Raw genomic sequence first — 24,016 nt, forward strand, 5'->3', positions numbered from 1 at the left:
ATAAACCCCAGCGTGGCTGGGGTTAGTGTTAATACATGCCTTTTGAGTCGGTGTGTCAGGCGGCACGCTGTTCGTCGATGCTGAACTGCTCCACACTCTGGGCAAGTTGCTGGGCCTGTTCTTCAAGAGAACTGGCCGCCGCCGCCATCTCTTGCACCAGCGAAGCGTTCTGCTGGGTGACGCCATCCATCTCGTTAACCGCAATGGTCACCTGGCTAATGCCTTTGGCCTGCTCATCAGAGGCGACAACAATCTCATTAATGATGGTTTGTACAGAATTAACCGCCTGGGTCATTTCCTGCATTGTCTTCCCGGCATCATTAACCAGTTGAACGCCGTTTTCGACACGCTGGCTCGACTCTTCAATCAGTGCGGCAATTTCTTTCACCGCATTGGCACTGCGCTGTGCGAGGTTACGTACTTCGGAGGCCACTACGGCAAAACCGCGCCCCTGTTCGCCTGCGCGCGCTGCTTCGACGGCGGCGTTAAGTGCCAGAATATTGGTCTGGAAGGCGATACTGTTGATCATGGTGGTGATGTCACTGATTTTCTTCGAGCTGTCATCAATCTGCGACATGGTTTTGACCACCTGACCGACCAGCGCTTCACCCCGGCTGGCAATCTGCGTTGCATTCGCCGTCAGGGCCGTTGCCTGGTGTGCGTTGGTAGCGTTATGTTTCACCGTCGCACTGAATTGCTCCATGCTGGCGGCCGTTTGTTCCAGCGCTGCGGCTTGCTGCTCCGTGCGTGAAGAGAGGTTTATGTTGCCGCTAACAATCTCCCCCGCGCCCTGACGCACGGAATCACTGGCATCTTTGATCTGCCCGACGATCTGGCGAAGCTGTGCCTGCATGGTCTGCAACGCGAAAAACAGGCTTTGGCGATCACCGGATTTAACATTAATTTCGTTATCCAGCTTGCCGTCTGCGACCGCCAGCGCGATGGTTGCGGCTTCCAGCGGTTCGCCGCCAATCGGTTTCAAGACCTTGCGGCTAAAGACGATACCCAGCAAGGCGCTAACAAGCAGGATGCTGAGCACCATCAGAATGATGGCGTTCATCAGTTGACGGTTGGCCGCTGCCATCACCTGACTGACCGGCGCGACGACGCCCAGATACCATTTGTCGGTACTGTTACCGATAGAGACGGGCTGCCAGGTCACTAAAGCATTTTCACCGAGGATGGCGTCAGGTTGTTCCACAACCTGTGAAGAGAAATTATTCGTGTTGCCCGGAAAAGGTTTGCTGGTCATTTTCTTGTCGGGATAGGAAATTACTTTGCCCGCCGTCGACAGCAGCACGGCGTAGCCGCCGCCTTCCCACGGTTTAATTTGGTTTACTTTTTCCTGTAATGAAGCAAGCGAGATATCCGAGGTGATCACGGCTTGCAGTTTGCCCTGACTGACCACCGGGGCCGCGACAGAGGTCAACAGCGTCGGCACGCCGTTGTAAGCGTAGCTATAGGGTTCAATCAGCGTGTCTTTCTGCGATTTTTGCGGCACCAGATAATAATCACCCTGGCCTGGCGTCAGATAAGAGAGCAGGGGGTGCATCTTGAAATTGCCTGACTGATCGCGGTCAACGAAAAAGGCATAACGGCCCTTCGGCGCCTGATCGGGCTTATCAGCAAAATCCGCATCTTTTCCGTCAAAGGCGTTTTCTTCAAAAATCACCGAGATGGAAAGGTAATCAGGATTGTCACGCAGGGCGGATTCCATCATTTTATCGGCGACTTTTCGATCTGTTATCCCGGCACCCGGTAAGGCAATGAGGCTGTGGCCAAGGTTATGCGCAACATCGCGCGCATAGTTAAGATCTTGCTGAATTTTCAGGGCTTCACTCTGCGCAATCTGGTGTAAGTATTGTTCTGCTAATGATTTTTGCTCATTGCTGGACTGCCAGCTCAGCACGCCAATGGTTGCAACAAAGCCGAGAGTGATGGTTAAGGCGCCTGTAAGTAACATCTGGGCGCGGGTACTCATCTTTTTTTGCACATATTGTCTTGCCATCACCGTACCTCTGATTTCAACGTGTAGCATCATTACAATCCCACAAATCGGGAATGCCTTCCTCGATGACTATCGGCGTATATTTTTTGATCTTTAATTGTTAACTATGTGACCACCCCGGCGTAAAAATGCACAAAAAAGCCCTTAAGTAGCAGGAGTAATATGCCACTTATGTTAAATGTGAAGGAATATACGGAGTGTAGCGTGACTTTTGGTGTGTTAAGTTGCGGTTAAATATTTCGCTTTGGTATTAATTCCACAGATGGTATGCCCGGTTACGGCAGATATGAACAAAAAAGCCGCGCTGGCGCGGCTTTTGTCGGAAACAGGTGCTTATTGAAAGGGCCAGTTGAATTCGCCAATCACTGATAACGGATAACGTGTGCCGGTTTGCCAGCTGCGAATGCTTTCTGCGACCAGCGGGGAGCGAAGGTTCTTCGCGGTCAGAATTTCGTCAGCGTTGACCCACAGACAGCGATCAATATCACTGTCGTGTGGCTCCGTGGCGCAGACATCCTCCAGATCGACGGCAAACAGAAAACGCAGGAAGGGGGTTTTGTCCGGCGCAATCCACTGATGCATACGAATAAAGGCATCGGGCGTGGCATGAATACCCGTCTCTTCCCACAGCTCACGTTTTGCCGCCTGCACCAGCGTTTCATTGGCTTCCAGATGTCCGGCAGGTTGGTTCCACAGCGCCTTGCCACTGATTGTCTCTTCTACGACCAAAAACTTGCCCTGCGCATGGACGACGCAGGCGACGGTGACATGAGGTTTAAACATACGTTCCTCTTTGTTTATCGAAGTTATTCATCAAAGCCATCGGCCATATCCGGCCAACTGATCTCGCCACTCTGCTTATTGATACTAATATAGGCCACCGGTGGAGACGTCTCGCTATCAGCACTGCCACGGCACAGCGCTGATTGGTGATCTTCGCGCACGATAATCTGAATCTCTTTTGGCGCGTCCCAGCTTTCGTAAAACACACAGTGATAGTCGGTACGCAGGGAAAGCGTGGCAATGCGCGTGGCTTTATCGACAGAGAGCGGGTTAATGTCATCGCGATAGCGATCGCCCTCGTCAACCGGTGCCAGCTGTGATTTTTTAAGCCAGCCGCGAATGATGCGGTGATCGGGACCGTACCAGGCCACCTCAAGAAAATCATCCTCGGACTGTTCCTGAGCGGAAACACTATCCCCCGGCACCAGGAATACCGACGGGCTACGGCACTTTTCGTTGGGCATTGAGTAAAACCACGCTCGCGCCTGACCCTGAACGCGGAATCTGTTCGTGGTCGAAGGGGCTTCTCGCACACGTGAAGGCAGGGCCTCATTTGCCCACGCCTGGCATTCATGACTGATCGGCAAAGGGGGGGGTAAGGGGGTCAGTTGATCGGCCGTCACCCAACCGGTGGCGAAAGCGCCGCTGGCATCCCGGTAGCGTACATAGCGAAAGGGATGGGTTGGGGATACCCCGCCTGATTTACCGTATAAAACTGAGCTTCGCAGGATTTCAACGGTGTCGCCGTTGACTAAAAAAGCGGGAAGCTGGCATTCCGAGCCGGGGGCAGAATAAAAGTGCAACCGATCAGGGCTGGTCACTTTTGCAACCTCGACGAGATAGTCTGCTTCGCCTGCGGCCCTCCCGCCAATGGTTTCGCAATTTTCCTCAGCAAAACATAATGAAGAAACAGCGCAGAGCAGTAAAAAAGTGGCAACCCGTAACAACATACCTTCTCCTCATCCATGACAACATATAGTTATCGCGTCGTTTCCGGCATTATTCAGTATAAACAACGCCTTTATTTGACTTCCCGCCAGTGGCCATTGAGCAACCCATCGAGAGTATATTCCCCCAACGCATAACGGATAAGCCGCAGAGTCGGAAAGCCGACATGGGCGGTCATTCGTCGAACCTGACGATTGCGGCCTTCGTAAAGGGTGATTTTAAGCCAACTGGTGGGAATGGATTTCCGTTCACGAATGGTGGGATTACGCGGCCACAACCACTCAGGTTCGGCAACACGTTCAATACCGGCGGGCAGAGTGGGGCCATCATTCAGGGTAACGCCGTCGCGCAACGCGGCCAGCACCTCGTCACCGGGCTCTCCTTCGACCTGGACAAAATAGATTTTGCCGGTACGTTTCCCCGGTTGCGTCAGCTTTGCCTGCAATACCCCATCGTTGGTCAACACCAGTAAACCTTCGCTGTCGCGATCGAGACGCCCCGCCGCGTAGACATTCTGAACAGGTATATAATCTTTAAGCGTACTGCGTCCGGCCTCATCGGTGAACTGTGGCAAAACATCATAGGGTTTATTAAACAAAATCACCCGCTTTGGCTGGTTTTCGCGCCGTGGCTTAGTAGCTTGTCGTGAGCTGAATCGCTCAAGGTGGTGATTTCTAAAAGAAGTTTTCTTCATGGTATTTTCAGTGGTTATCAATTGCCGCATTATAACTGAAACATGATTGCCTTTCATGGAACCCAACTATCAGGTAGTATTGACAGGCTAATTACAATTCATTAACAAAAATCAGTAACAACCAGAAGCGCTCGAAGGAGAGGTGAATGGAAAGCAAAGTAGTTGTTCCGGCGGAAGGTAAGAAGATCACCCTGCAAAACGGCAAGCTGAACGTTCCGAATAACCCGATTATCCCGTTCATTGAAGGTGACGGTATCGGTGTCGACGTTACCCCGGCGATGCTGAAAGTGGTCGATGCCGCCGTGGAGAAAGCCTATAAAGGCGAGCGTAAAATTTCCTGGATGGAAATTTACACCGGTGAGAAGTCTACCCAGATTTATGGCCAGGATGTCTGGCTGCCAGCTGAAACCCTCGATCTGATTCGTGAATACCGCGTTGCCATTAAAGGTCCGTTGACCACGCCAGTTGGCGGCGGTATTCGCTCTCTGAACGTTGCTCTGCGTCAGGAACTGGATCTCTATGTGTGCCTGCGCCCGGTACGTTACTACCAAGGCACGCCGAGCCCGGTTAAACACCCGGAACTGACCGACATGGTCATCTTCCGTGAAAACTCCGAAGATATTTATGCCGGTATCGAATGGAAAGCCGACTCTGCTGACGCGGAGAAAGTGATTAAATTCCTGCGTGAAGAGATGGGCGTGAAGAAAATTCGCTTCCCGGAACATTGCGGTATCGGTATCAAACCGTGCTCCGAAGAAGGCACCAAACGTCTGGTACGTGCGGCCATTGAATACGCTATCACCAACGATCGCGATTCTCTGACCCTGGTACATAAAGGCAACATCATGAAGTTCACCGAAGGCGCGTTTAAAGACTGGGGCTACCAGCTGATTCGCGAAGAGTTCGGTGGTGAGCTGATCGACGGCGGTCCATGGCAGAAAATCAAAAACCCGAACACCGGCAAAGAGATCATCATTAAAGATGTTATCGCCGATGCGTTCCTGCAACAGATCCTGCTGCGTCCAGCCGAATATGACGTTATCGCCTGTATGAACCTGAACGGTGACTATATCTCCGACGCCCTGGCAGCCCAGGTTGGCGGTATCGGTATCGCACCGGGTGCGAACATCGGTGACGAATGTGCACTGTTCGAAGCCACTCACGGTACTGCGCCGAAGTATGCGGGCCAGGACAAAGTGAACCCGGGTTCTATCATCCTGTCCGCAGAAATGATGTTACGTCACATGGAATGGTTCGAAGCCGCTGACCTGATTGTTAAAGGTATGGAAGGCGCTATCAACAACAAAACCGTGACCTACGATTTCGAACGTCTGATGGAAGGCGCTAAACTGCTGAAATGCTCAGAGTTTGGCGACGCGATTATCGCGAACATGTAATCCGCCTGGCGGGTTAAAGAAGAACGGGAGCCAGCAGGTTCCCGTTTTTTATGTGGCCCAGAAAATCCTCCCCCAAAATCTTTCTCCAAAACCACGGTCAATACGCCCCGCTTGAATGATGTTTCAGCGCCAATGCAATCTGTTCTTCGGTATAACGGGCTTTATGTATGGCGATCGCCTTGAGTATGCCGGAAGATAGCTAAATGTGTATGGCACGATTATACGGGATACTGACAGCGTAACGCGCTACTTTAGCAACAGCTGCGGAAGTTGTAATCTGAGGCTTGAAATGATGCGGTGATGGGGTAATTGAAAATGTCAGAGTTTGTGAGCGACTACAAAGCGGCATTTACGCTTAAGAATGTAATTAGCCTGAGACGTTGGGTTTATTTCACTTTAAAGAGCATGCTGTTATTTCTCCTGTTGGTATTATTCTTCTCCATCTTGCAGTATGTGGCCATAGTATATACGCCACTGTTTGAGTATGTGACAGTGCCGGGTATAAAGTTGTCTAACATGTATGGCATAGCTATTGTACTGGCGGTCAGTTTCGGGCCGAGCGTGCTTTATCTAATCAGAATTTTTACCCGATAACATCGGCAAGAACCTTAGCAGGGCTTATATTTTCATATGAAATAGTCTCAGGCATTCACTGAATGCCTGAGACAGTGTTTGAGAATACCGCGTGAAAACCACAGCGAACTAACGAAACCACGATTGTTGTCTATATCATGCAAAAAAACAGTAAAAAATTCAGATGAATAATCCGCTATTATTTGTTGATTAAATGCAGAGTGTATTTAATTGCGGGTATCAACAGATGATGTTAAATAGTAGAATGTTTATTTTTGCACATTAAAAAAAGCATTAAAACAATAATTAAGTTGTACTATTTTAAATACTTCGCCAAAAACTTAGTTATATACTCTCGATAAATGGCTCGGGGGTGTATATGAAAAGAAAATTCTCTGTCGCTTTTGTTTTTGGTCTTATCGTTTCATCATTGCCAGGTTATGCTGATGATAATATTTCTATTAATTATGGAGTGGGGAACACGAAGGGAAAGCACGGTCTGCAAGGGGTTAATGCCGAATTTTTGCATCAAAAGGATAATATCGGAGTAATTGGCTCGGCAACCTATTTGTCAAAAACGGATGGGGAATATGTAAAAACACAATATGCCTCAATCCAGGTAGGGCCTTCTTTTGCTTTATCGGATTCCTTCTTTTTATATGGTAAGGCAGGTATTTCAGCAGCCTCGAAGCTCAAGGACGATCAACCAAATGAAAAGTATGGTGTGGCATTTAGTACTGGCGTGAAATATAAATTAGTCAGTAATGTTACTCTCAATGCCGGATATGAATTAGGCATTATAAATGACACAACTATCAATGTGGCTTATCTGGGTGTCGGCTATAGCTTTTGAAAAGAAGAGGTGGGCATGTGGATGAAGAAAAAGAAAGAGCTATGTTGGTTATTAATGGGCTTACTTTTTATTCCTATGGTATTTACCACCAAATTAAAAACTTACATTTGATAATTGAAGGGCTGGAAATAGCACAAGCAGATCTCCATTTGGTTCTTATCGCGAAGGAATTAAAAAAGTTTCTGGAATCCATCTCAGAGGTTGGGGAAATAGATAAATATTATGAATGATCATTCATTTGTGCGTTTTTTTATCGTGACGGATAATATGTACCTTTACCTGGGTTTTAAAAGCTTAATAGAACAGATCGGGGTTTATAATAACAAGGTTTGGACAATATCACAGACCAATAAATTACCAGAGTGTTCAATATACTCAAAAGAACGAAGCTATGACATTATCATTTCTGATAATTATTTGCATCGCTACCTTGCGTCGCAAAATGCAGTTAAAAATGTTATTATACTGCCTGCAAACTTTGATGTGACAACATACGTTGATTGCTTTAATGATCTTAAAAGCATAAAGGTTGATAGCCTTGAAAAATGTCTTAAGCAACTTTCCCTCAGGGAGAAGTTATTGTTTGCTTTTTTCTCAGCGGGGATTGATGATGATTCAATTGCTGCAATTTTACAAATTTCGAAGAAAACAATCAGTGCGCACAGGCGTAACATTCTGGCTAAGCTCAATCTAAAAAACAGGAATGAGCTTTATTTATACGCTTTAGCAATAAAAGAAGGTGACCAGTGAACAGCAATGAAGTAATGCTTATTATAATCCTTTTTATACTCTTATTTTGTTGTTTGTTTTTTTTCTTTAAAAATTATAAATACAATCTTATGAACGATATTTGTGCGAAAAGTAAACCAGGATGGAGGTTAATGATTTTTCCCCCTGAATGACACTAGTATCTTTCAGGGAGATTTTTCATGTCTAAAAGCCTCCCTCTATTTATCTTTATATATTGACCATCGCTCAATTCTCTCAGTATATTATTTAACGAGCTTCTGGATATGTTGCTTCGACTCATTATGAACTTAAAGACGGATATCTTTTCTCGTTCGTTTTGTGGCAGCTCCCATAAAACCTCAAGATTGTTTTTTATTATATTATAAACGTTTTTAGAGTTGAATTTTTCATCTCTTTTAAAAAAGAAATTTGCCATTTCTGTTGATATGATATAAATTTCGCGCCATAAGGATTGTGCGCTAACTAACTCTATAAAGGAATTTTTTTCAATCGCAACAAGTTTTGAGTCGGTTGCTGTTTTTAAGTAGTGGTATATATTTTCACCATTTAATGCGATAACGCCCAGTAATGCAGGTGCACGGAGGGAGAAGAGTAAAATATCATCTGTTGCTCTATGAATATCTACTTTTCCCTCAGATAAAAAATAGATATACTTTTTGTTTTTTATCGTGAATGGGATCCGTTGATTCTCAGATGCATATATAAGTTGACTCCCTGATGCACTTTCTAAAAAAGGAATAACCACTTCAAGCTCATGGATGTTATTCATACTGTTCATAATATTTTTCTACTCATCTCATCGTTTAAAGTAATTGGATGATATGTTTTTTAGTAGTAAAATCAAGTACATTGTTGGTTATCAATTTGTGTATTAATGCACAAATGATGTAATATTTTCTTACATGTAATTGATGGTAAGACGCATGTTGTAATAGCTTTGAGTCATTGCGCTCAGAAAACTTGTGGTATATGCCAGAGTAAAGCGTTTATTAGGGGTGTTCTTTTTATCGGCAATTATATGTTCATATTTTGTGTGCCATAATCTTTATCCGTTAGATGGGGCTGTACTTATTCGTGCTGTAATTTTAATATAATAATAATGTATTATCAAAAAGGGTTGGCGAGGTCTATTATTAATCAGTTTGTAACTTGTATCTGGAATGTCATATATTGATCTCGTGAAGTACCGTGTTAAGCACAGGATGTGCTAATGAGTACAATAAGTTAACACATCCTTAGCGTTCTTTTTTCAGTATGGTTTTCCTTATAATTAGCAGGCTTAGCGCGCTTATATGATAAAAAAGAAGCACAGTGACTCACAGGGGAAATCTATCCCTTATATGTTTAGCGCTGTTGTGGCCGTTGCGGGGAGCCTTCTGTTAAACCAGATGGTTGTTTTGCTATCCGCATCGTTGAGCAGGGAAAGCGACCAGGATTCGATGTTTGAAACAGGAGCAAGTTGTGTCGCTGTAATGATGTTGATAGTGTCTGTTTACCGATATCTATTTAAAACGACCGGGCTGAACAGATGTGAAGAGGTCGGGTAAGTTATCAGGCTAAGGAAAGCTGAGTTCTGCGCTTATCATCCTGGTTTAGCGTTTCCTGATCTTGGTCCTTCATGACGCATTTGGTTTGATATAAACCGCGCGCCCTCACGTAAAAGCTTGCCACTTTAGGCTATTCTTTCTTTATCAAATAGCCTAAAGGAGCATTCAAATGCGTCAGCGCGGAGTCGTCCTTCATCATGAACACCGGATTGGTTATGTCATCATTCGCGATGAATTCGGCAATCACACCGTCGTAAAACTGCTTACAGGAAACGATATTGAAAGAGGGGATATCATCATTGGGTTCCTGCATGGTGAAGGCGATCAAACCTTTCATAACGAAACCCAGGATGTCTCTCTGGAAGTTCAAATTCAGGGGCATGGATTGTCCGAAGAGGCGACAATCCATATGATTCAAAAAGCCCACTAAGTTACGCGTCAGGGGTTGAATTGCCGGGACAACAATTTGGCTGACGGGACGGTGAGGCACTTTTTCATGCAGAACCTTCACGTCGAACCTTCACGTCAGCCGTTCAGGATATTGATGATTAGAGACGTCAATATCATCCGCCGATAAGTGCGTCTGTACGCCGATAGGCGTGGGATGGAGTATTCTTCGCTGGTACATAAAAAATCAGGAATCGTTATCGATATCCCGGATCGTCAATCTGGTGACCAAAATGCGAATGCGTTAAGGGAAAACAGACATACGGTCAGTATTAACATATATCCGCCTTCCGCCAAGGCTGCGTATTGTTGCATCTGAAATAATTAGCGGCCTTTTATCAAGAGATTTGAGCGCATTTCTTACAAACCCATAAAGCGAATATTTCGAGTGGGGCGAACGCTTTCGATAAAAAAATAAATTATTTGCGCTGAAAAACAAAAAAGAAAAAGGACAGTTTCGACATCAAAACTGTCCGAGAATGCGGTAGAGAATGTTAAATTGTATTTCCTTCACATGCGTACTTTATATCTTTCCTAAGCTAAACTTACCAATGCATTTTTTTCTTGTTATGGATTGAGAAAATTGATGATCGGGTTATTAATATCGGGCTTTATTGGTTCGGCCCCAACAGGCGCCCTCAGCAGAAAAGGGCGCCCGGGCGTCATTATGAGCCATACTGATGTTGATCGTTGTGAATCCGTCCTAATACACGATAGGGCTTAGAGTCCGCAAGCCAGGCCATCATGTCTTCTGGTGGGATGGGTCTTGAAAAATAATAGCCTTGCGCCTCATCACAGCCAAAGTCAGTAAGCATTTGCGCCGTCTCATGATCTTCAACCCCTTCGGCCAGCACTACATAATGGAGTTCTTTCAACATCATGATGACATTTCGGGCAATGATGCGACTGCCAGTGTCAGTTGTAATCTGACTTACCAGGGAGCGATCCAGTTTAATCACATCAATGGGGATGCGACGCAAGTAACTGATATTACTATAACCGGCGCCAAAGTCGTCCAGGAGGATCTGGAAACCGAGTAATTTCAGGCGATCCAGCTCTTCAAGGGCGGCTTCACTCTCCAGAACTTTTTCTGTCTCCAGACACTCAATGCGAATATCTGCCGGATGCAAGCCGGCATTCAGCACGTTGCTTTCCAGTTCATCCGCAAAACCGGGATGAGAAAAGTCACTGACTGTCACGTTTATTGAAACTGGCAGGGTAATACCCTGGCTACGCCAGGATGTCAGTTGCGCGATGACCTTTTTAATGACCCATTGGGTAATTTTCGACATCAGGCTGGTTTTTTCTGCCAGCGCAACAATAGTTGCCGGAGAAATATTTCCGAGTTGTGGATGACGCCAGCGCAACAGCGCTTCCACCCCTTCCGTTTTGCCAGAGCGCAACGATACCTTCGGTTGAAAAACCAGATATAGCTGGCTGGTTGATTTAATCGCCTCACTTAAGTCATACAAGAGTTTAAAGTCTTTATTTCTTTTGTGATCAAGGATGGGATTAAATTGCAGGACTGGAATATCCTGGCGAATGGATTCGTGCAGGGCGCTGATCGCCTGGCGGACAATTTCATGGGCGTCATCTTCCTGGGGCGAAAATTTGACGTAACCGGTATGTATAGTCAGTGTAATATCAATATTTTGCGCCATTTGCGCCTGCGTTCCTGGCAGGGTTTCTGCGCGCTTAACGAGCGCCAATGCTTGTTCTAACTCAACCAGTACCGCAAAACGGGCGGGCGCGAAAGAATATAAAGGAATACTCTCTTTTAACCGCAGGCGCATACGCAACAGTGGGATAAAGCTACGCAGCATATTATCCACCGCATGCAACCCAAGGTAGCGGATAAGCTCATAGGCGCGAGGCATATCAATACAATCAAATATCACCAGACCATAGGTTCCGGGATCTTTTTCCAGCGTTTTCTGTTCCATTTCACGCAGCAAAAACTGGCGGTTAGGAAGCCCCGTGAGCGTATCGACGCGGCCAATGGAATATCGCGCTTCGAGGTAGACGGCTGAAAGCTCTGCGATGCGATTAAAATTTTCTATCTGTTGCTGCGTCGGGGTAAAGATGCTGGAACTACTGACACAAAGTGTGCCAAGCACCATTCCTTCTTGCGTCATCATCGGCGCAGAAGCATAAAACAGAATATCGCCGTTCTGCACCAGCGGTTGATGAGAAAAACGATCATCCAGCCGGGCATCAGGACAAACAACAGTCTGCCCACTGGCGCGGGAATACTGACACATCGTTTTTTCAATCGGGACTTTGAGATGCTCCAGCGGTACATTTTTAACATATTTGATATATTGGTAGTCATCATCAAATACGGTAATAAAGCAGCCTTCGACATTCATCACCTCGCAGGCAAGGCAGGCATACTCTGTCAGGGCCGCGTCGCGGGTTTATCCTCTTTACGCAATAATTCCAACGCCGCCAGCCGTTTGCTTTCGCTTCTTTTAAGTCCGGTGAACATTGCGAGCTCCTGCTCAAATAAATGAGGCTGTTAGGTTATGCTCTGTGGACAACATCACTGGTCACGATGACATCTACTATGACTGTTAAGTTTAGCTCACCATCTACCACCAGCCGAGTTGAGTACCAGCGACGGCAACAACAGCCACAATGAGCATAATGATTGTTGACTTTCTCACGAACGTGCTCCTGAGCTGGCAACGTTGCCAGCGATACAGATAATAATTAAATAGAAGAAAATAAGACAATTCTCAAGCAAAAAAACGGTCAGAAGCCAATTAATTGAGTCGTAAAAAAGGCTTCTTGTGTTTTTCGTTTTTATCCTGATACATAGCCTGGTCGGCGATGCGCAATGCGCTGTCAGCATCAGTATTATCGGGATTAATTTCAACAACACCGATACTTGCACCAGGATAAAATATTCGTACGGGACCCAGTCGATATTCCCCTGTGAGACATTTATGCAAATTTTGCTTAAGGGAGGATAATCTTTCGGGCTGTGTTTGATCGCGTGGCCCACCGGGGCAGGCAATTAAAAATTCATCACCGCCAAGGCGTCCGACAACGTCATCTTTGTCGCAACCATCCAAAAGTCGATGGCCAATCTGAATAAGGAATTGATCGCCTGATTCATGACCAAGCTCATCATTTATTTTCTTAAAATTGTCGAGGTCAATAAACGCGATAATTATCCGGATATTAAGGTTCCTGCCAAGTGAAAACAAAGTTGTCAGATTTTCAAAGATAGCCCGTCGGTTAGGCAGACCGGTCAGTGGGTCAGTATAAGAATGTGCGATAAGCGCCGCGTTAGCTTCTTGCAGTTGTTCCACGAGCTGATCTTTTTCGATGGATCGCGCAATCAACCCGGCAAACAGACGTAAGACTTGTTCGCCGCGAACGCTCAGTGTGCGGGTGCCCTTGCTGGCGGCACAGAGCGTGCCATACAGAGAGCCATCCGCCAGATGTACAGGCGTGCTTAAATAACTGGTGATACCGAGCGTTTGCGCCGCTTCGCAATCTGCCCAGTGAGTTGCTACGTTATCGCTAAATAAACAGCCATCATCGAGCGCCCGCTTGCACAGGCTGTCGCCCCACGGCAGCGAAAAACCCTCAGGAATATCCAGTTTTTTGCTGTTTCGCGCATACTGGATATGCTGAAAACGGCCATTGTCGTCGATCTTGGTGAGGTACGTCGATTCCATTTCAGTGACCATCTGCAGCATTTCAAGGAGTTGCCGTACCAGACTTTCAAGAGATTGATCTTTATAGAGTGTTTCGGAAACTCGGGCCAGAATGAAATCGGACATTACGCTCATTAACTCCTGTGCACTGCGCGCCATATGCACTTGATGCGGAAAATTTAGGCCGCCATATTAAAACATGGCTTAGATAAATTATATATCTGCATCACTAAATGGGTTTCTCAGGAGATGACGGAAAAAAAAAGCCCCGTTGATGAGACGGGGCAAAAACTCATTGATTACGGAATGATGTTCTCTGGTCATGGGTGAGAACGAGGCCAATATATCGGCAAAAAGTTGCGTAAGAATGGAGAAATCATGGAGATGTTTGATGTAACGCATTAAGCTAAATTGATGGGTTATTATTTCAATATGGATAATTCGATGCGTAATGTTTTTTTCTTTTTTATTTGTACATTAACGGCATGCTCCACGAAACCCGGTACGCCTCGTCCACCTGCTGCGGGGAAAGCCAATCCGGCAGCGGTGTATTGTCTGCAGGTGGGCGGACAACGCGTGCCTGTGCAAAGCCCGCAAGGGGTACGTACAGAGTGTAAATTATCAGGCGGTGAAGTGATGGATGAGTGGGAGCTTTGGCGACGCGACCATCCTCAATCTCGCTCGTGACACGCGACCTGCATCAGGGTAAACTTGCTTAGGAATAATCTTATTTTCCATGATGCATGTGTACGCGAGAGAATTATGTTTCAGTTACGACCGGGTAGCCTGGCGATAGTCATTGGCGCTCAAACGCCTGCCGGGCGCGCCAATATCGGTAAATCAGTTGAATTATTTGGCCTTTGCCAGCCTGGCGAGGTGTTTCTGAACCCGGTCAATGGCGTGATGACGCGTATGCCGCAAAATGCACGTCGTGCATTGTGGTTGGTGACCGGTGATGTGCGATCGTTCGATGGGCAACAGGGGTTCGCCTTTATTCGCGCCGAGCATCTGCTACCCCTTGACCCGGATAGCCTGCCCGAACATCAACGTGGGCAGGTTATTTGCTGATTTATAGCGATTCCAGCCATTCCGCCAGCACCAGTGCATGATTTTGCCTGGTGTCTTTGGCGGCATAGAGTAGGGTGAGAGCGTCTTTACCCTTCTCGCAGAGCTGTTTTCCTGTTTCGTGCTTATCCGCAAGCTCAGCAAGGTACGCTTCGCGAAACGCAGCGAAATCCAGCACGTCGCCGTGAAAGGCTTTGCGTAGTTCGCTCGATGGGGCCAAATCCTTACACCACTCGTCGTAGTTGAGATCGGTTTTTTTCACCCCTCGCGGCCACAGGCGATCGACCAGCACCCGATAGCCATCCTGTCCGGAGGCCGCGTCATAAACGCGTTTACATTGAATCATCTTTACGTTTCCTCTCCCTCGCGTATGGCTGCAGTTGGACGTGTCGCCAGCGAGCCAGAATTTTACTGTGCATTATTTCTCCAGCTTCGACGCTTCTGTTGCCTTAAGCTCCGTTTTCATCTGAATACAGCAAAATGTGTCCTGCCATTTTTAATGTGTTGTGATGTAGACGAAAGATCGCTAATGTGAGGTTCCTTATGTTATTCGTTAATTGCTCCGACATAGGGACCCCTTCATGACCCATATTCCCGTTAAAGATACCCTGCGAATTGCCCTTGTGGGTGATTACAATCACGACGTGGTTGCGCATCAGGCCATTCCACTGGCCATCGACGATGCCGCCGCCGTTCTTGAGATTACCGCAGATTACGACTGGCTGGCGACTTCTGAGATCAGAAGTAGCGATGACCTGGTTGGCTATGATGCAATCTGGGTTGTTCCGGCAAGCCCGTATAAAAATCCCCAGGGAGCCTTTATTGCCATTCAATATGCGCGGGAAAATGCGATACCGTTCCTTGGCACCTGTGGTGGCTTCCAGCATGCCATTATCGAATATGCCCGCCACGTCATGGGTGTGAGTGATGCCGCTCATCAGGAAACCGACAGCACCGGGAGGATGGTGATTGTTCCGCTAAGCTGCTCGCTGGTCGAGCAGGTAGCGGAAATTGAATTGCGCCCGAACACGTTAATCGCCCGCGCCTATGGACAAGAGAAAATCAGTGAAGGCTATCACTGTAACTACGGTATCTCGCCTGAATTTGCTGCCGAACTGGAGAAGTGCGATATGCGAGTGACCGGCTGGGATGAAGATGGAGAAATTCGCGCAGTTGAGCTTACCAACCATCCGTTCTTTGTTGCCACCTTGTTCCAGCACGAGCGTAATGCTCTTGCCGGACGTCCGGTACCGCTGGTACAGGCGATGCTGAAAGCCGCAAAAGATTGAGGGCAAGAAAACAGGCCGCACAGGCCTGTTTTCTTATGCAGTCGCCATTTCACGATCGCGTCCGGCGCAGGCGCCAAATACCGCCATCAGGACCGACAATATCGCGCAGGTGATAAGCGGGATTTGCCAGGAGCCGCTGGCATCGTGGATTTTCCCCATCAGCGGGGGACCACAGGCCGCCAGCAGATAGCCTACCGATTGTGCCATCCCTGACAGCGCAGCCGCCTGATGCGCGGAGCGCGCGCGCAGGCCAATAAAGGTCAGACCGAGGATCATCGTGCCGCCGGATCCAAAACCAAACACCAGCGTCCAGATAACCGCCTGATCCGGCCAAAGCCAGAACCCGGCAGCACTCACCGCGCACAGCAGCGCAAACAGTACGGCCAGCGCACGCTGGTCACGCAGACGGTGCAGAATGAGCGGAACCAGAATGCCGGGCGATGCCGTGGCGAGCTGGAGCAGGCCGTGCAGCGAACCTGCACCGGACTCACTATAGCCATGCGTGATAAGAATGGCCGGTAACCAGCCAATCACTACGTAATAAATCAGCGAGTTAATGCCTAAAAACAGCGTGACCTGCCAGGCCAGCGGTGAGCGCCAGATCCCCCGACTGTGTGCCAGCGGTGAGCCTGATACGTCGGCGGGTTTTGCGAAACGCAACTGCGGTAGCCACAGCAGCATCGCAACAAGCGGAAAAGCCATGAGCATCAGCAGCGCGCCATGCCAGCCGGCGCCCATCAGCGAGAGCGGGACAACCAGCGCGGAACCGAGCGCCGCTGCAGCCCCCATAGTCAGAGAATAGGCGCCGGTCAGTCTGGCGATCTGGCCTGCGTAATCGCGTTTAATGATGCCCGGTAACAGCACATTCCCCAGTGCGATACCGCTACCAATAATGGCGGTGCCGATAAAAAGCAGCACCGGTGCGGGCAGGGAGCGTATGGCGATGCCCGCGCATATCAGCAGCATTGCGGTAAAAAGGCTGCGTTCCATACCCAGACGCCGGGCAATGCCTGCGGCCAGGGGAGAAACAAGCGCAAAAGCCAGCAGAGGCAGAGTGGTGAGCATCCCGGTTTGCGCGGTGGTTAAGCCATAATCGATGCGAATGGAATCAAGCAGTGGTGCGGCCCCGGTAAAGGTGACGCGCAGCGTAGTTGCAATCATGAGGATCCCCGCAATAAGCAGTGCTCCTTGTTTGCCCCGTGAAGAAATCGCAGTGGTCATTGTATTCTCAGGATAAATAGCAGAACCACACCATACCCCTTTTTTGTCCTGATGGAATCAAGCTAAAATGACACTTTATCGCTAAATTCGGACAATATTATGCAAGGTCTTGGCCTGGCGGGTTTTAACCCTGACAGTCAGCAAGAGGCGGCACTGGCGTTTAGTATTACTGTCGAGGCCGATGAGCAGCGGATCCCACAGCATCGGCACCGCAAGGGGCAATTAATTCTGGCTCTGAGCGGGGCAATTACCAGTGAAGTAGAAAACGCCCGTTGGATGGTGCCGCCCCATCACGCCGTGTGGTTGCCGGGTCTGGTTGCCCACAGTAATCTCGCGACGCCGGGGGCGAAGCTGTGCTTTTTGTTTGTTGAACCCGATCGCGTCGATATGCCAGCACAGTGCTGTACCCTGAAAATTTCCCCCCTGGTGCGCGAACTGATCCTGACGCTTTCTGCGCGTAACCATCGTGAACGCCAGCAACCGGCAACCCAGCGGCTGGTGCAGGTTTTGTCTGATGAACTGCCCCGTCAGCCGCAAATGCAGCTGCAGCTTCCCGTTTCCCCGCACTATAAAATTCGTCAGATGGTCGAAACCATGGAACAGGCGCCGGCCCGGTGGCAGACGCTGGGACAATGGGCGCAGGAATTTGCGATGAGCGAACGTAACCTGGCACGGCTGGTGGTAAAGGAGACAGGATTGAGTTTTCGCCGCTGGCGGCATCAGATGCTGTTGATCCTTTCCCTGCGTTTATTGATCGGCGGCGAGTCGGTACAAAATGTCGCGCAGGCGCTGGGTTATGATTCGACCACTGCCTTTATTACGATGTTTAAGAAGGGGTTAGGCCAAACTCCGGGGCGTTATCTTGCCACTCTTGGGAGCGGATGATTATTTTCTGCTGCACATTCCCTTTAAGTACCAGGGTTTATGCGGATTTCCTCTGCCGGTGACTTATCAATAAGTAGTTCATATGGTATGAGTATTTTTAATAACTTTTTTAGATAATAAATGCACTTTTTGATATTTGTCTGATGATTACGGTTATGTGACTTTAGCCCTGAAATTTTACTAATAACAGGGCGTAAGGATTAGCATGGCAACCACATCTTCCAAAAAAATCGGTGCGCTAACCGCACTGGCACTGCTTTCAACTTTCTCATTTGCCGCGCATGCAGACAAACTGGCCGATATCAAAGCCGCTGGCGTAGTGAAAGTCGCAACGTTTGACGCGAACCCGCCGTTTGGCGCCATCGACCCGCAGAGCCATGAAATCGTTGGCTATGACGTTGATTTCGCGAAAGCGCTGGCGAAAAGCCTCGGCGTAAAACTTGAACTGGTCGCCACCAACCCGGCGAACCGTATTCCGCTGTTGCAGTCCGGTAAAGTGGATCTGATCGTCGCAGATATCACTATCACCCCGGAGCGTGCGCAGGTTATTGATTTCTCAACCCCATACTTTGTTACCGGGCAGCAATTCCTGGTGCCCGCCAGCGCGTCCGACAAACTGGAAAGTTACAGCAAAGCGCGTATTGGTGCGGTAAAGGGCACCACCGGCGAGCAGGCGCTGCATCAGCGCTTCCCGCAGTCTCGTGTGCTGGCCTATGACGATATCCCACTGGCGCTGACCGCACTGCGTAACGGCAACGTACAGGCCATTACCCAGGACAGTACCATCCTGGCGGGGCTGCTGGCGGAAGCGCCGGATAAAGCCAAATTCAAAATTCTGCCGGACCTGCTTTCTAAAGAAGAGATTGGCGTGGGTGTAACCAAAGGCGAAACCGCGCTGCTGAAAGCGGTGAATGATGAACTGGTGAAACTGGAGCAGAGCGGCGAAGCGGCAAAAATCTACGACGTCTGGTTTGGTCCACAAACTAAAGCCCCGGCTCCACGCAGCTTTAAAATAGAAGCGAAGTAATATGTTGGCAGGTCTCTTTTCTACCTCCGTGGCGCAGGCCCCGGAGGCTTTTCCCGTGCAAAAAGGAACGGTGGAGTTTCGCCAGGCCAGCAAAAGCTATGGCGATCATCGTGTGTTAAACGCTATCGATTTGCAGGTTGCGGCAGGGGAAGTCATTGCCGTCTGCGGGCCTTCCGGCTCTGGCAAGTCGACGCTGATCCGTCTTATCAATCAACTGGAAACCCTGACCAGCGGCGAAATTCTGGTGGACGGCAAACCGACCAGCCAGCTTAATGGACGTGAATTGCGTAATTTGCGCCGACAGGTCGGTTTTGTGTTCCAGCAATTCAACCTTTATGCGCACCTGAACGCGCTGGAAAATATCACCCTCGCATTGACCCGTATCCATGGCAAGTCAGCAGCAGAAGCGAAAAAAATTGCTCTGGAACTGCTGGACCGTGTCGGACTGCGTGACAAAGCCAGTCACTACCCCGCACAGCTTTCCGGCGGCCAGCAGCAGCGGGTGGCGATTGCCCGTACGTTGGCGGCTGGGCCACATATCATCCTGTTTGATGAACCAACCTCGGCGCTCGACCCGGAGATGATTGGCGAAGTGCTGCAAGTGATGAAATCGCTGGCTCATAGTGGGATCACCTTGATCGTCGTGACCCACGAAATGCAATTTGCCCGGGAAATTGCGGATCGGGTGATTTTTATCGATGGGGGCGAAATTCTAGAGCAGGCTGCACCGGAGGCGTTTTTCACCGCGCCACAGCATCCGCGCGCCCGGCGCTTCCTGCAAAAAGTGCTCAATCCGCTCCATGCTGACGGCAAGGAGCTGTAATGGGGATTCATCTCGACTGGGCGGGCGTCTTTACCGGCCAACCCGCACAATGGCTCACGTCGGGTTTTCTGACCACCATCTGGGTTACGGTGACAGGGGTTATCCTGGCGACCGCCATGACGGTATTGCTACTGGGCCTGCGTCTGGCTGGCGGGAGAGTGGGGCGAGCGGTAGTGGCGGGGTGGGTTTCGCTGTTTCGCAATACGCCATTGTTGGTGCAACTCCTGTTCTGGTATTTCGCCGCATGGAACGTACTGCCCCTGGCATTTCGTCAGTACGTCAACGATGACCACGCCTTTAGCATTCTGCCGGGAGATGTCTGGTGGTTTACCCCGGAATTTCTCTCTTCGGCCTGGGCGCTGGGGTTATTCACCGCGGCGTTTCTGGTCGAAGAGATCCAGGCCGGATTGCACGCCGTACCGCGTGGGCAAATCGAAGCCGCAAAATCACAGGGCTTTAGCGATCTGGCGCTGTTTCGCTGGGTGCTTCTGCCGCAGGGGCTGGAGAACGCCTGGCAGCCGGTGGTGGGGCAGTATCTGAACCTGATGAAGCTCTCGTCGCTGGCAACCGGCATTGGTTTTGCTGAACTCACTTATCAGACCCGGCAAATTGAAAGCTTTAATGCCCATGCGCTGGAAGCCTTTACGGTGGGAAGTGTGCTGTATCTGGCGCTGGGGCTGGTCATGAGCCTGCTGTTTAACCTGCCGCGCGGATGGCGAGCAATGACCCACAAGGAGGCGCACCGTGATCGATAATATCACCGTGATCACCGATAACCTTGGTTATCTGATGCTGGGGCGTGCCGCACAGGGCGAACCGGGTGGCGTACTGTTATCGGTGCTGATGACCCTGGGGGCCGCCGTGCTGGCGTTTCCCGGCGGCGTGTTGCTTGCCTGCTGCGCGTGGCGTTTTGCGGGCTGGCCGCGCAAACTGCTCTTTCTGTGGGCAGAGTTGATTCGTGGGATCCCGCTGATTTTTGTCATCTTCTGGCTGTGGTTTTTGCTGCCGTGGCTCACTGGCGCCGACTTGCCGGGGGCGGTGACCGTCACCCTGGCGCTGGCGTGGTTTACCTCCGCATCGGTAATGTACTCGACGCTGGCGGCGCTTAACGCGTTACCGAAGGGGCAATATGAGGCGGCGATAAGCAGTGGGTTTGGCAGCCTGGACATCCTGCGTCTGGTGCTGCTACCGCAGGCGTTACGTAATGCCATTCCGTCTTACATTGGATTGCTTATCGCCCTGCTGAAAGACACCTCTCTGGCGTTTATCGTCAATGTACCGGAGCTGACCACGGTGGCCGGGCAGGTGAATAACCGGGTGCAGGTGTACCCGGCAGCCCTGTTTATCTTCACCGGTCTGGTCTATTACCTGCTGTGTACCTTACTGGAGTTTGGGGTAAAACGCTGGCAGAGGCGGCATTTACTGCCGACCAATTAGCAGCGAAACCAGACCTGCCGCAATCAGTGGCCCTACCGGCACGCCCCGGAACAGGGCCACACCCAATACGGTTCCCACCAGAAGGCCTGCCACCAGCGATGGCTGCGCGCTCATCAGCGTCACTCCACGGCCCCCGAGCCAGGAGACAAACACCCCCACTGCAATGGCTATCAATGATTTCCAGTTGAGAAAAGAGCTAATCAGCGTTGATGGCGGCAGTGAACCGCTGGCGATAGGGGCCATCACCCCGATGGTCAGAATGACAATGCCGAGGGTCAAACCCTGTTTTTCGACCCACGGAAAGTAAGCATTGAGCGGTGTGATACGAATAATGATCAACACCATAACGGCAACCGCAACGGTGGTGTTGTGGCTAAAGAAGCTCAGCGCCACAAGGCCAATGAGGATAAAGAGAGTGGTATCAAACATGGAGAGTGTTTCGTTCCTTGCCAGTAAAAAGATAAGCCTGCTTACATTACTTTACGCGGATAGGCATTGTTAAGCAGGCTTTTTATAACGAAACCCTCATTTTCAGGCATTTGCATCAGGCGTCAGGCAACATTCCTGTTGTTTTACTGCCTTCACGAATAAAGACCGGAATCGTCTCCAGCCCGGCGTCCACGGTCATTCGCTGCTGGCCTTGATAGCGTTCACCGTTCAACGCTACCCAACCGTGATTGCCTGGCAACCAGACTTCACGTTGGCGTTGCCCTGCGTGCAGAATCGGCGCTACCAGAATGTCCTCGCCAAACAGATACTGATCTTCCACCTGCCAGCTTTGCGGCTCATCCGGGTAGTGCCAGAACAGCGGACGCATCAGCGGATCGCCATGCTGGTGGGCATTAGCGAATAGCGCATCCACATAGGGGCGCAGCTTTTCACGCACGGATAACCAGTGTTGCATGATGGCGTAATTCTCTTCGCCGTAGCTCCACAGCTCATTAGGCGAACCGCTGTTGCATTGCGGGATACCGTTACGGTAACTTTCCGGCGGCTGGATTTGCGGTTCACGGTAGCCGTGCATACGCAGTACCGGGCAAAAGACCGCCCACTGGAACCAGCGGATCAAAAGTTCGTGGAAAGCGGGGTCGTTGACATTCCCGCCCTGGAAACCGCCAATATCGGTCGTCCACCAGGGGATCCCCGACAGCCCCATATTTAACCCGGCAGCAAGCTGGTTACGAAATGCATGGAACGAGGAATGCACATCGCCGGACCATGCCAGTACGCCAAAACGCTGGCTGCCCGCCCAGGCGCAGCGCACAAGGTTAATGATCTCGCGCTCACCGCAGGTCTGCAGGCCGTCATAAAAGCCCTGGGCAAAATCGCGAGGATACTGGTTGCCCACTTCCAGCACCGGCCCGGCGTGATAGCGGTAGTTATCAAAATCGTAGGCGCGGTACTCCGGTTCGGCCTCATCCAGCCAGAACAATTTAATGCCCAGATCGTAATAGTTTTTCTTCACCGTTTCCCAGACAAATGCCCGGGCCTGGGGATGTGTGGCATCGAAGAAAGTGGTGTTGCCCATAAAGTCGAGATTAACCTGTACCCCGCGATCGCTGGTCACCAGCAACCCCCTGGCCTTCATCACCGGAAAGAGCGGGCTACGCGCTTCCACTGTTGGCCAGACGGAAACCATCAGTTCAATGCCCATCGATTTCAGCTCGTCCACCATTGCCTTCGGATCCGGCCAGTCCACCGGGTCAAAACACCATGTCCCCTGATTCGGCCAGTGGAAGAAGTCGATGACCATCACCGACAGCGGCAGATGGCGGCGGCGGTACTCACGAGCCACCTCCAGCACCTCCTGTTGAGTGCGATAGCGCAGTTTGCACTGCCAGAGCCCGCTGGTGAATGCCGGTGCAGGCGGCGGCGTCCCTGTGGCTTTAGCGTACTGGCGGGTAAGCTGTTGAACACTGTCAGCTGCGGTGATCCAGTAATCCATCTCTTGCGTGACGCGGGCAAGCCAGATGGTCTGGTTTTTTGCGAAGTTCGCTTCACCAATCGCCGGGTTATTCCATAACAGGCCATAGCCGAGGCTTGACTGCATAAAGGGGACGCTGGCCTGCGAGTTACGCTGCGCCAGCTCCAGCGCACAGCCTTTCAGATCCAGCCATGGCTGCTGATATTGCCCCATGCCATAAATCCGCTCCTCCGGGCGTGATTCAAAACGGACGGTAAGCTGATACTTGCCGCCTGGCAGCGGTTTAAATTCGCGGCCATCAAGTTTCAGGGCGCTGATGTATTTATCCTGGCTTTTTTCACTGGCGCCGATACCGACAGTAGAGCGTTGCCGCCACATCTCTTCGAGCAGTAATTCGCCGCGTTGGTTGTAAAACGCCAGTTGCCCTTTCAGATTAAGCACTGCGGTAATGTTACCGTTGCGCAGCGTCAACTGTTCCGCGCCTGCGGTTATCTGCGGCTCACAGGTCTGTGGCGGCAACAGGGCGTGCGGATTGTCGCTAAACGTCGGGGCGCAGGTGGCGCGCACGCGCAGGCTGTGTTCTCCCCAGGCTTCGATACGCAGGATCTGACGCTCAAAACGCCATTCAATGCTGTCCGGGTGTTGAATAAGTTCGCTCATGGGTAATACGTCCTTTT

General features: G+C 50.0%; 24 protein-coding genes. 13 read left to right on the plus strand and 11 right to left on the minus strand.

Annotated elements, in window-relative coordinates:
* Positions 1 to 55: 55 nt before the first annotated feature.
* The 4 genes from AB182_RS09755 to rluE form a co-directional block, all read right to left on the minus strand.
* Positions 56 to 2,008: a methyl-accepting chemotaxis protein gene (locus tag AB182_RS09755; protein ID WP_047373251.1), complete on the minus strand. Its 1,953-nt coding sequence runs from the start codon at positions 2,006 to 2,008 to the stop codon at positions 56 to 58.
* A gap of 333 nt (positions 2,009 to 2,341) precedes the next feature.
* Entirely contained in the window at positions 2,342 to 2,791 is a 450-nt protein-coding gene (locus AB182_RS09760) for an NUDIX hydrolase (RefSeq protein WP_047369894.1), read from the minus strand.
* A 23-nt stretch (positions 2,792 to 2,814) separates the two neighbouring features.
* Positions 2,815 to 3,741 (minus strand): hypothetical protein, encoded by a 927-nt coding sequence (locus tag AB182_RS09765; RefSeq protein ID WP_047369895.1) that lies wholly within the window; start codon positions 3,739 to 3,741, stop codon positions 2,815 to 2,817.
* 71 nt (positions 3,742 to 3,812) lie between these two features.
* Positions 3,813 to 4,463, minus strand: a complete 651-nt coding sequence (gene rluE, locus AB182_RS09770) for a 23S rRNA pseudouridine(2457) synthase RluE (RefSeq protein WP_047369896.1) — start codon at positions 4,461 to 4,463, stop codon at positions 3,813 to 3,815.
* 116 nt (positions 4,464 to 4,579) lie between these two features.
* Between rluE and icd the strand changes: the two genes are divergently transcribed.
* The 4 genes from icd to AB182_RS09795 all read left to right on the plus strand — a co-directional run bounded on the left by icd (position 4,580) and on the right by AB182_RS09795 (position 8,006).
* Positions 4,580 to 5,830, plus strand: coding sequence for an NADP-dependent isocitrate dehydrogenase (icd, locus tag AB182_RS09775; RefSeq protein WP_047369897.1), 1,251 nt, complete (start codon positions 4,580 to 4,582; stop codon positions 5,828 to 5,830).
* 952 nt (positions 5,831 to 6,782) lie between these two features.
* A complete protein-coding gene (locus tag AB182_RS09785; protein WP_047369899.1) occupies positions 6,783 to 7,256 on the plus strand; it encodes an outer membrane beta-barrel protein in 474 nt (157 codons plus the stop codon).
* Between the two features lie 17 nt (positions 7,257 to 7,273).
* Complete coding sequence (locus tag AB182_RS09790; RefSeq protein WP_047369900.1) at positions 7,274 to 7,486, plus strand: hypothetical protein; 213 nt, start codon at positions 7,274 to 7,276, stop codon at positions 7,484 to 7,486.
* Positions 7,479 to 8,006, plus strand: a complete 528-nt coding sequence (locus tag AB182_RS09795; RefSeq protein WP_047369901.1) for a helix-turn-helix domain-containing protein — start codon at positions 7,479 to 7,481, stop codon at positions 8,004 to 8,006. The genes AB182_RS09790 and AB182_RS09795 overlap by 8 nt, the downstream gene beginning before the upstream one ends.
* A 154-nt stretch (positions 8,007 to 8,160) precedes the next feature.
* Here the strand turns inward: AB182_RS09795 and AB182_RS09800 are convergent, their stop codons facing one another.
* On the minus strand, positions 8,161 to 8,784 hold the full coding sequence (locus tag AB182_RS09800) for a helix-turn-helix domain-containing protein (RefSeq protein ID WP_047369902.1): 624 nt from the start codon (positions 8,782 to 8,784) through the stop codon (positions 8,161 to 8,163).
* A gap of 938 nt (positions 8,785 to 9,722) precedes the next feature.
* Between AB182_RS09800 and AB182_RS09810 the strand changes: the two genes are divergently transcribed.
* Positions 9,723 to 9,983, plus strand: coding sequence for a hypothetical protein (locus AB182_RS09810; RefSeq protein ID WP_047369904.1), 261 nt, complete (start codon positions 9,723 to 9,725; stop codon positions 9,981 to 9,983).
* A gap of 682 nt (positions 9,984 to 10,665) precedes the next feature.
* On the opposite strand, the gene AB182_RS09815 is transcribed toward AB182_RS09810, so the two are convergent.
* A complete protein-coding gene (locus AB182_RS09815) occupies positions 10,666 to 12,369 on the minus strand; it encodes a sensor domain-containing phosphodiesterase (protein ID WP_261802771.1) in 1,704 nt (567 codons plus the stop codon).
* Positions 12,370 to 12,765: 396 nt separating this feature from the next.
* Positions 12,766 to 13,794 (minus strand): sensor domain-containing diguanylate cyclase, encoded by a 1,029-nt coding sequence (locus AB182_RS09820; RefSeq protein WP_047373253.1) that lies wholly within the window; start codon positions 13,792 to 13,794, stop codon positions 12,766 to 12,768.
* A 318-nt stretch (positions 13,795 to 14,112) separates the two neighbouring features.
* Between AB182_RS09820 and AB182_RS30440 the strand changes: the two genes are divergently transcribed.
* The gene (locus AB182_RS30440; RefSeq protein WP_071845983.1) at positions 14,113 to 14,355 is read left to right on the plus strand and encodes a putative hemolysin; all 243 of its coding nucleotides are present in this window, start codon (positions 14,113 to 14,115) and stop codon (positions 14,353 to 14,355) included.
* 75 nt (positions 14,356 to 14,430) lie between these two features.
* Entirely contained in the window at positions 14,431 to 14,736 is a 306-nt protein-coding gene (locus AB182_RS09825) for a hypothetical protein (RefSeq protein WP_047369905.1), read from the plus strand.
* A 1-nt stretch (position 14,737) separates the two neighbouring features.
* On the opposite strand, the gene AB182_RS09830 is transcribed toward AB182_RS09825, so the two are convergent.
* Positions 14,738 to 15,079: a DUF488 domain-containing protein gene (locus AB182_RS09830; RefSeq protein ID WP_047369906.1), complete on the minus strand. Its 342-nt coding sequence runs from the start codon at positions 15,077 to 15,079 to the stop codon at positions 14,738 to 14,740.
* Positions 15,080 to 15,314: 235 nt separating this feature from the next.
* Between AB182_RS09830 and AB182_RS09835 the strand changes: the two genes are divergently transcribed.
* The gene (locus AB182_RS09835) at positions 15,315 to 16,022 is read left to right on the plus strand and encodes a CTP synthase C-terminal region-related (seleno)protein (protein WP_047369907.1); all 708 of its coding nucleotides are present in this window, start codon (positions 15,315 to 15,317) and stop codon (positions 16,020 to 16,022) included.
* A 33-nt stretch (positions 16,023 to 16,055) separates the two neighbouring features.
* Here the strand turns inward: AB182_RS09835 and AB182_RS09840 are convergent, their stop codons facing one another.
* Positions 16,056 to 17,243 (minus strand): CynX/NimT family MFS transporter, encoded by a 1,188-nt coding sequence (locus AB182_RS09840; protein WP_047369908.1) that lies wholly within the window; start codon positions 17,241 to 17,243, stop codon positions 16,056 to 16,058.
* A gap of 99 nt (positions 17,244 to 17,342) precedes the next feature.
* Between AB182_RS09840 and AB182_RS09845 the strand changes: the two genes are divergently transcribed.
* From AB182_RS09845 to AB182_RS09865, 5 genes are all read left to right on the plus strand, one after another.
* Positions 17,343 to 18,128 (plus strand): AraC family transcriptional regulator, encoded by a 786-nt coding sequence (locus AB182_RS09845; protein ID WP_047369909.1) that lies wholly within the window; start codon positions 17,343 to 17,345, stop codon positions 18,126 to 18,128.
* A 205-nt stretch (positions 18,129 to 18,333) separates the two neighbouring features.
* Positions 18,334 to 19,155: an ABC transporter substrate-binding protein gene (locus tag AB182_RS09850; RefSeq protein ID WP_047369910.1), complete on the plus strand. Its 822-nt coding sequence runs from the start codon at positions 18,334 to 18,336 to the stop codon at positions 19,153 to 19,155.
* A 1-nt stretch (position 19,156) separates the two neighbouring features.
* A complete protein-coding gene (locus AB182_RS09855) occupies positions 19,157 to 19,978 on the plus strand; it encodes an amino acid ABC transporter ATP-binding protein (protein WP_047369911.1) in 822 nt (273 codons plus the stop codon).
* The gene (locus tag AB182_RS09860; RefSeq protein ID WP_047369912.1) at positions 19,978 to 20,733 is read left to right on the plus strand and encodes an amino acid ABC transporter permease; all 756 of its coding nucleotides are present in this window, start codon (positions 19,978 to 19,980) and stop codon (positions 20,731 to 20,733) included. Before AB182_RS09855 ends, AB182_RS09860 begins: the two co-directional genes overlap by 1 nt.
* On the plus strand, positions 20,723 to 21,415 hold the full coding sequence (locus AB182_RS09865) for an amino acid ABC transporter permease (RefSeq protein WP_047369913.1): 693 nt from the start codon (positions 20,723 to 20,725) through the stop codon (positions 21,413 to 21,415). Before AB182_RS09860 ends, AB182_RS09865 begins: the two co-directional genes overlap by 11 nt.
* On the opposite strand, the gene AB182_RS09870 is transcribed toward AB182_RS09865, so the two are convergent.
* Positions 21,398 to 21,844: a DUF441 domain-containing protein gene (locus tag AB182_RS09870; protein WP_041851670.1), complete on the minus strand. Its 447-nt coding sequence runs from the start codon at positions 21,842 to 21,844 to the stop codon at positions 21,398 to 21,400. The two genes, AB182_RS09865 and AB182_RS09870, sit on opposite strands and share 18 nt — an antisense overlap.
* Before the next feature lie 115 nt (positions 21,845 to 21,959).
* A complete protein-coding gene (locus AB182_RS09875) occupies positions 21,960 to 23,999 on the minus strand; it encodes a glycoside hydrolase family 31 protein (protein ID WP_047369914.1) in 2,040 nt (679 codons plus the stop codon).
* Between the last annotated feature and the right edge of the window lie 17 nt (positions 24,000 to 24,016).

Origin of the sequence: Phytobacter ursingii (genome assembly GCF_001022135.1) — a bacterium.
Classification (GTDB): domain Bacteria; phylum Pseudomonadota; class Gammaproteobacteria; order Enterobacterales; family Enterobacteriaceae; genus Phytobacter; species Phytobacter ursingii.

Excerpts from the sequence above, each read along its gene's own strand:
- AB182_RS09820 (WP_047373253.1), bottom strand. The coding sequence starts at position 13,794 with ATGTCCGATTTCATTCTGGCCCGAGTTTCCGAAACACTCTATAAAGAT.
- rluE (WP_047369896.1), bottom strand. The coding sequence starts at position 4,463 with ATGCGGCAATTGATAACCACTGAAAATACCATGAAGAAAACTTCTTTT.
- icd (WP_047369897.1), top strand. The coding sequence starts at position 4,580 with ATGGAAAGCAAAGTAGTTGTTCCGGCGGAAGGTAAGAAGATCACCCTG.
- AB182_RS09840 (WP_047369908.1), bottom strand. The coding sequence starts at position 17,243 with ATGACCACTGCGATTTCTTCACGGGGCAAACAAGGAGCACTGCTTATT.
- AB182_RS09855 (WP_047369911.1), top strand. The coding sequence starts at position 19,157 with ATGTTGGCAGGTCTCTTTTCTACCTCCGTGGCGCAGGCCCCGGAGGCT.
- AB182_RS09765 (WP_047369895.1), bottom strand. The coding sequence starts at position 3,741 with ATGTTGTTACGGGTTGCCACTTTTTTACTGCTCTGCGCTGTTTCTTCA.
- AB182_RS09845 (WP_047369909.1), top strand. The coding sequence starts at position 17,343 with ATGCAAGGTCTTGGCCTGGCGGGTTTTAACCCTGACAGTCAGCAAGAG.
- AB182_RS09850 (WP_047369910.1), top strand. The coding sequence starts at position 18,334 with ATGGCAACCACATCTTCCAAAAAAATCGGTGCGCTAACCGCACTGGCA.
- AB182_RS09785 (WP_047369899.1), top strand. The coding sequence starts at position 6,783 with ATGAAAAGAAAATTCTCTGTCGCTTTTGTTTTTGGTCTTATCGTTTCA.
- AB182_RS09795 (WP_047369901.1), top strand. The coding sequence starts at position 7,479 with ATGAATGATCATTCATTTGTGCGTTTTTTTATCGTGACGGATAATATG.
- AB182_RS09835 (WP_047369907.1), top strand. The coding sequence starts at position 15,315 with ATGACCCATATTCCCGTTAAAGATACCCTGCGAATTGCCCTTGTGGGT.
- AB182_RS09760 (WP_047369894.1), bottom strand. The coding sequence starts at position 2,791 with ATGTTTAAACCTCATGTCACCGTCGCCTGCGTCGTCCATGCGCAGGGC.
- AB182_RS30440 (WP_071845983.1), top strand. The coding sequence starts at position 14,113 with ATGCGTAATGTTTTTTTCTTTTTTATTTGTACATTAACGGCATGCTCC.
- AB182_RS09800 (WP_047369902.1), bottom strand. The coding sequence starts at position 8,784 with ATGAACAGTATGAATAACATCCATGAGCTTGAAGTGGTTATTCCTTTT.
- AB182_RS09830 (WP_047369906.1), bottom strand. The coding sequence starts at position 15,079 with ATGATTCAATGTAAACGCGTTTATGACGCGGCCTCCGGACAGGATGGC.
- AB182_RS09870 (WP_041851670.1), bottom strand. The coding sequence starts at position 21,844 with ATGTTTGATACCACTCTCTTTATCCTCATTGGCCTTGTGGCGCTGAGC.
- AB182_RS09755 (WP_047373251.1), bottom strand. The coding sequence starts at position 2,008 with ATGGCAAGACAATATGTGCAAAAAAAGATGAGTACCCGCGCCCAGATG.
- AB182_RS09815 (WP_261802771.1), bottom strand. The coding sequence starts at position 12,369 with ATGAATGTCGAAGGCTGCTTTATTACCGTATTTGATGATGACTACCAA.
- AB182_RS09860 (WP_047369912.1), top strand. The coding sequence starts at position 19,978 with ATGGGGATTCATCTCGACTGGGCGGGCGTCTTTACCGGCCAACCCGCA.
- AB182_RS09875 (WP_047369914.1), bottom strand. The coding sequence starts at position 23,999 with ATGAGCGAACTTATTCAACACCCGGACAGCATTGAATGGCGTTTTGAG.
- AB182_RS09825 (WP_047369905.1), top strand. The coding sequence starts at position 14,431 with ATGTTTCAGTTACGACCGGGTAGCCTGGCGATAGTCATTGGCGCTCAA.
- AB182_RS09810 (WP_047369904.1), top strand. The coding sequence starts at position 9,723 with ATGCGTCAGCGCGGAGTCGTCCTTCATCATGAACACCGGATTGGTTAT.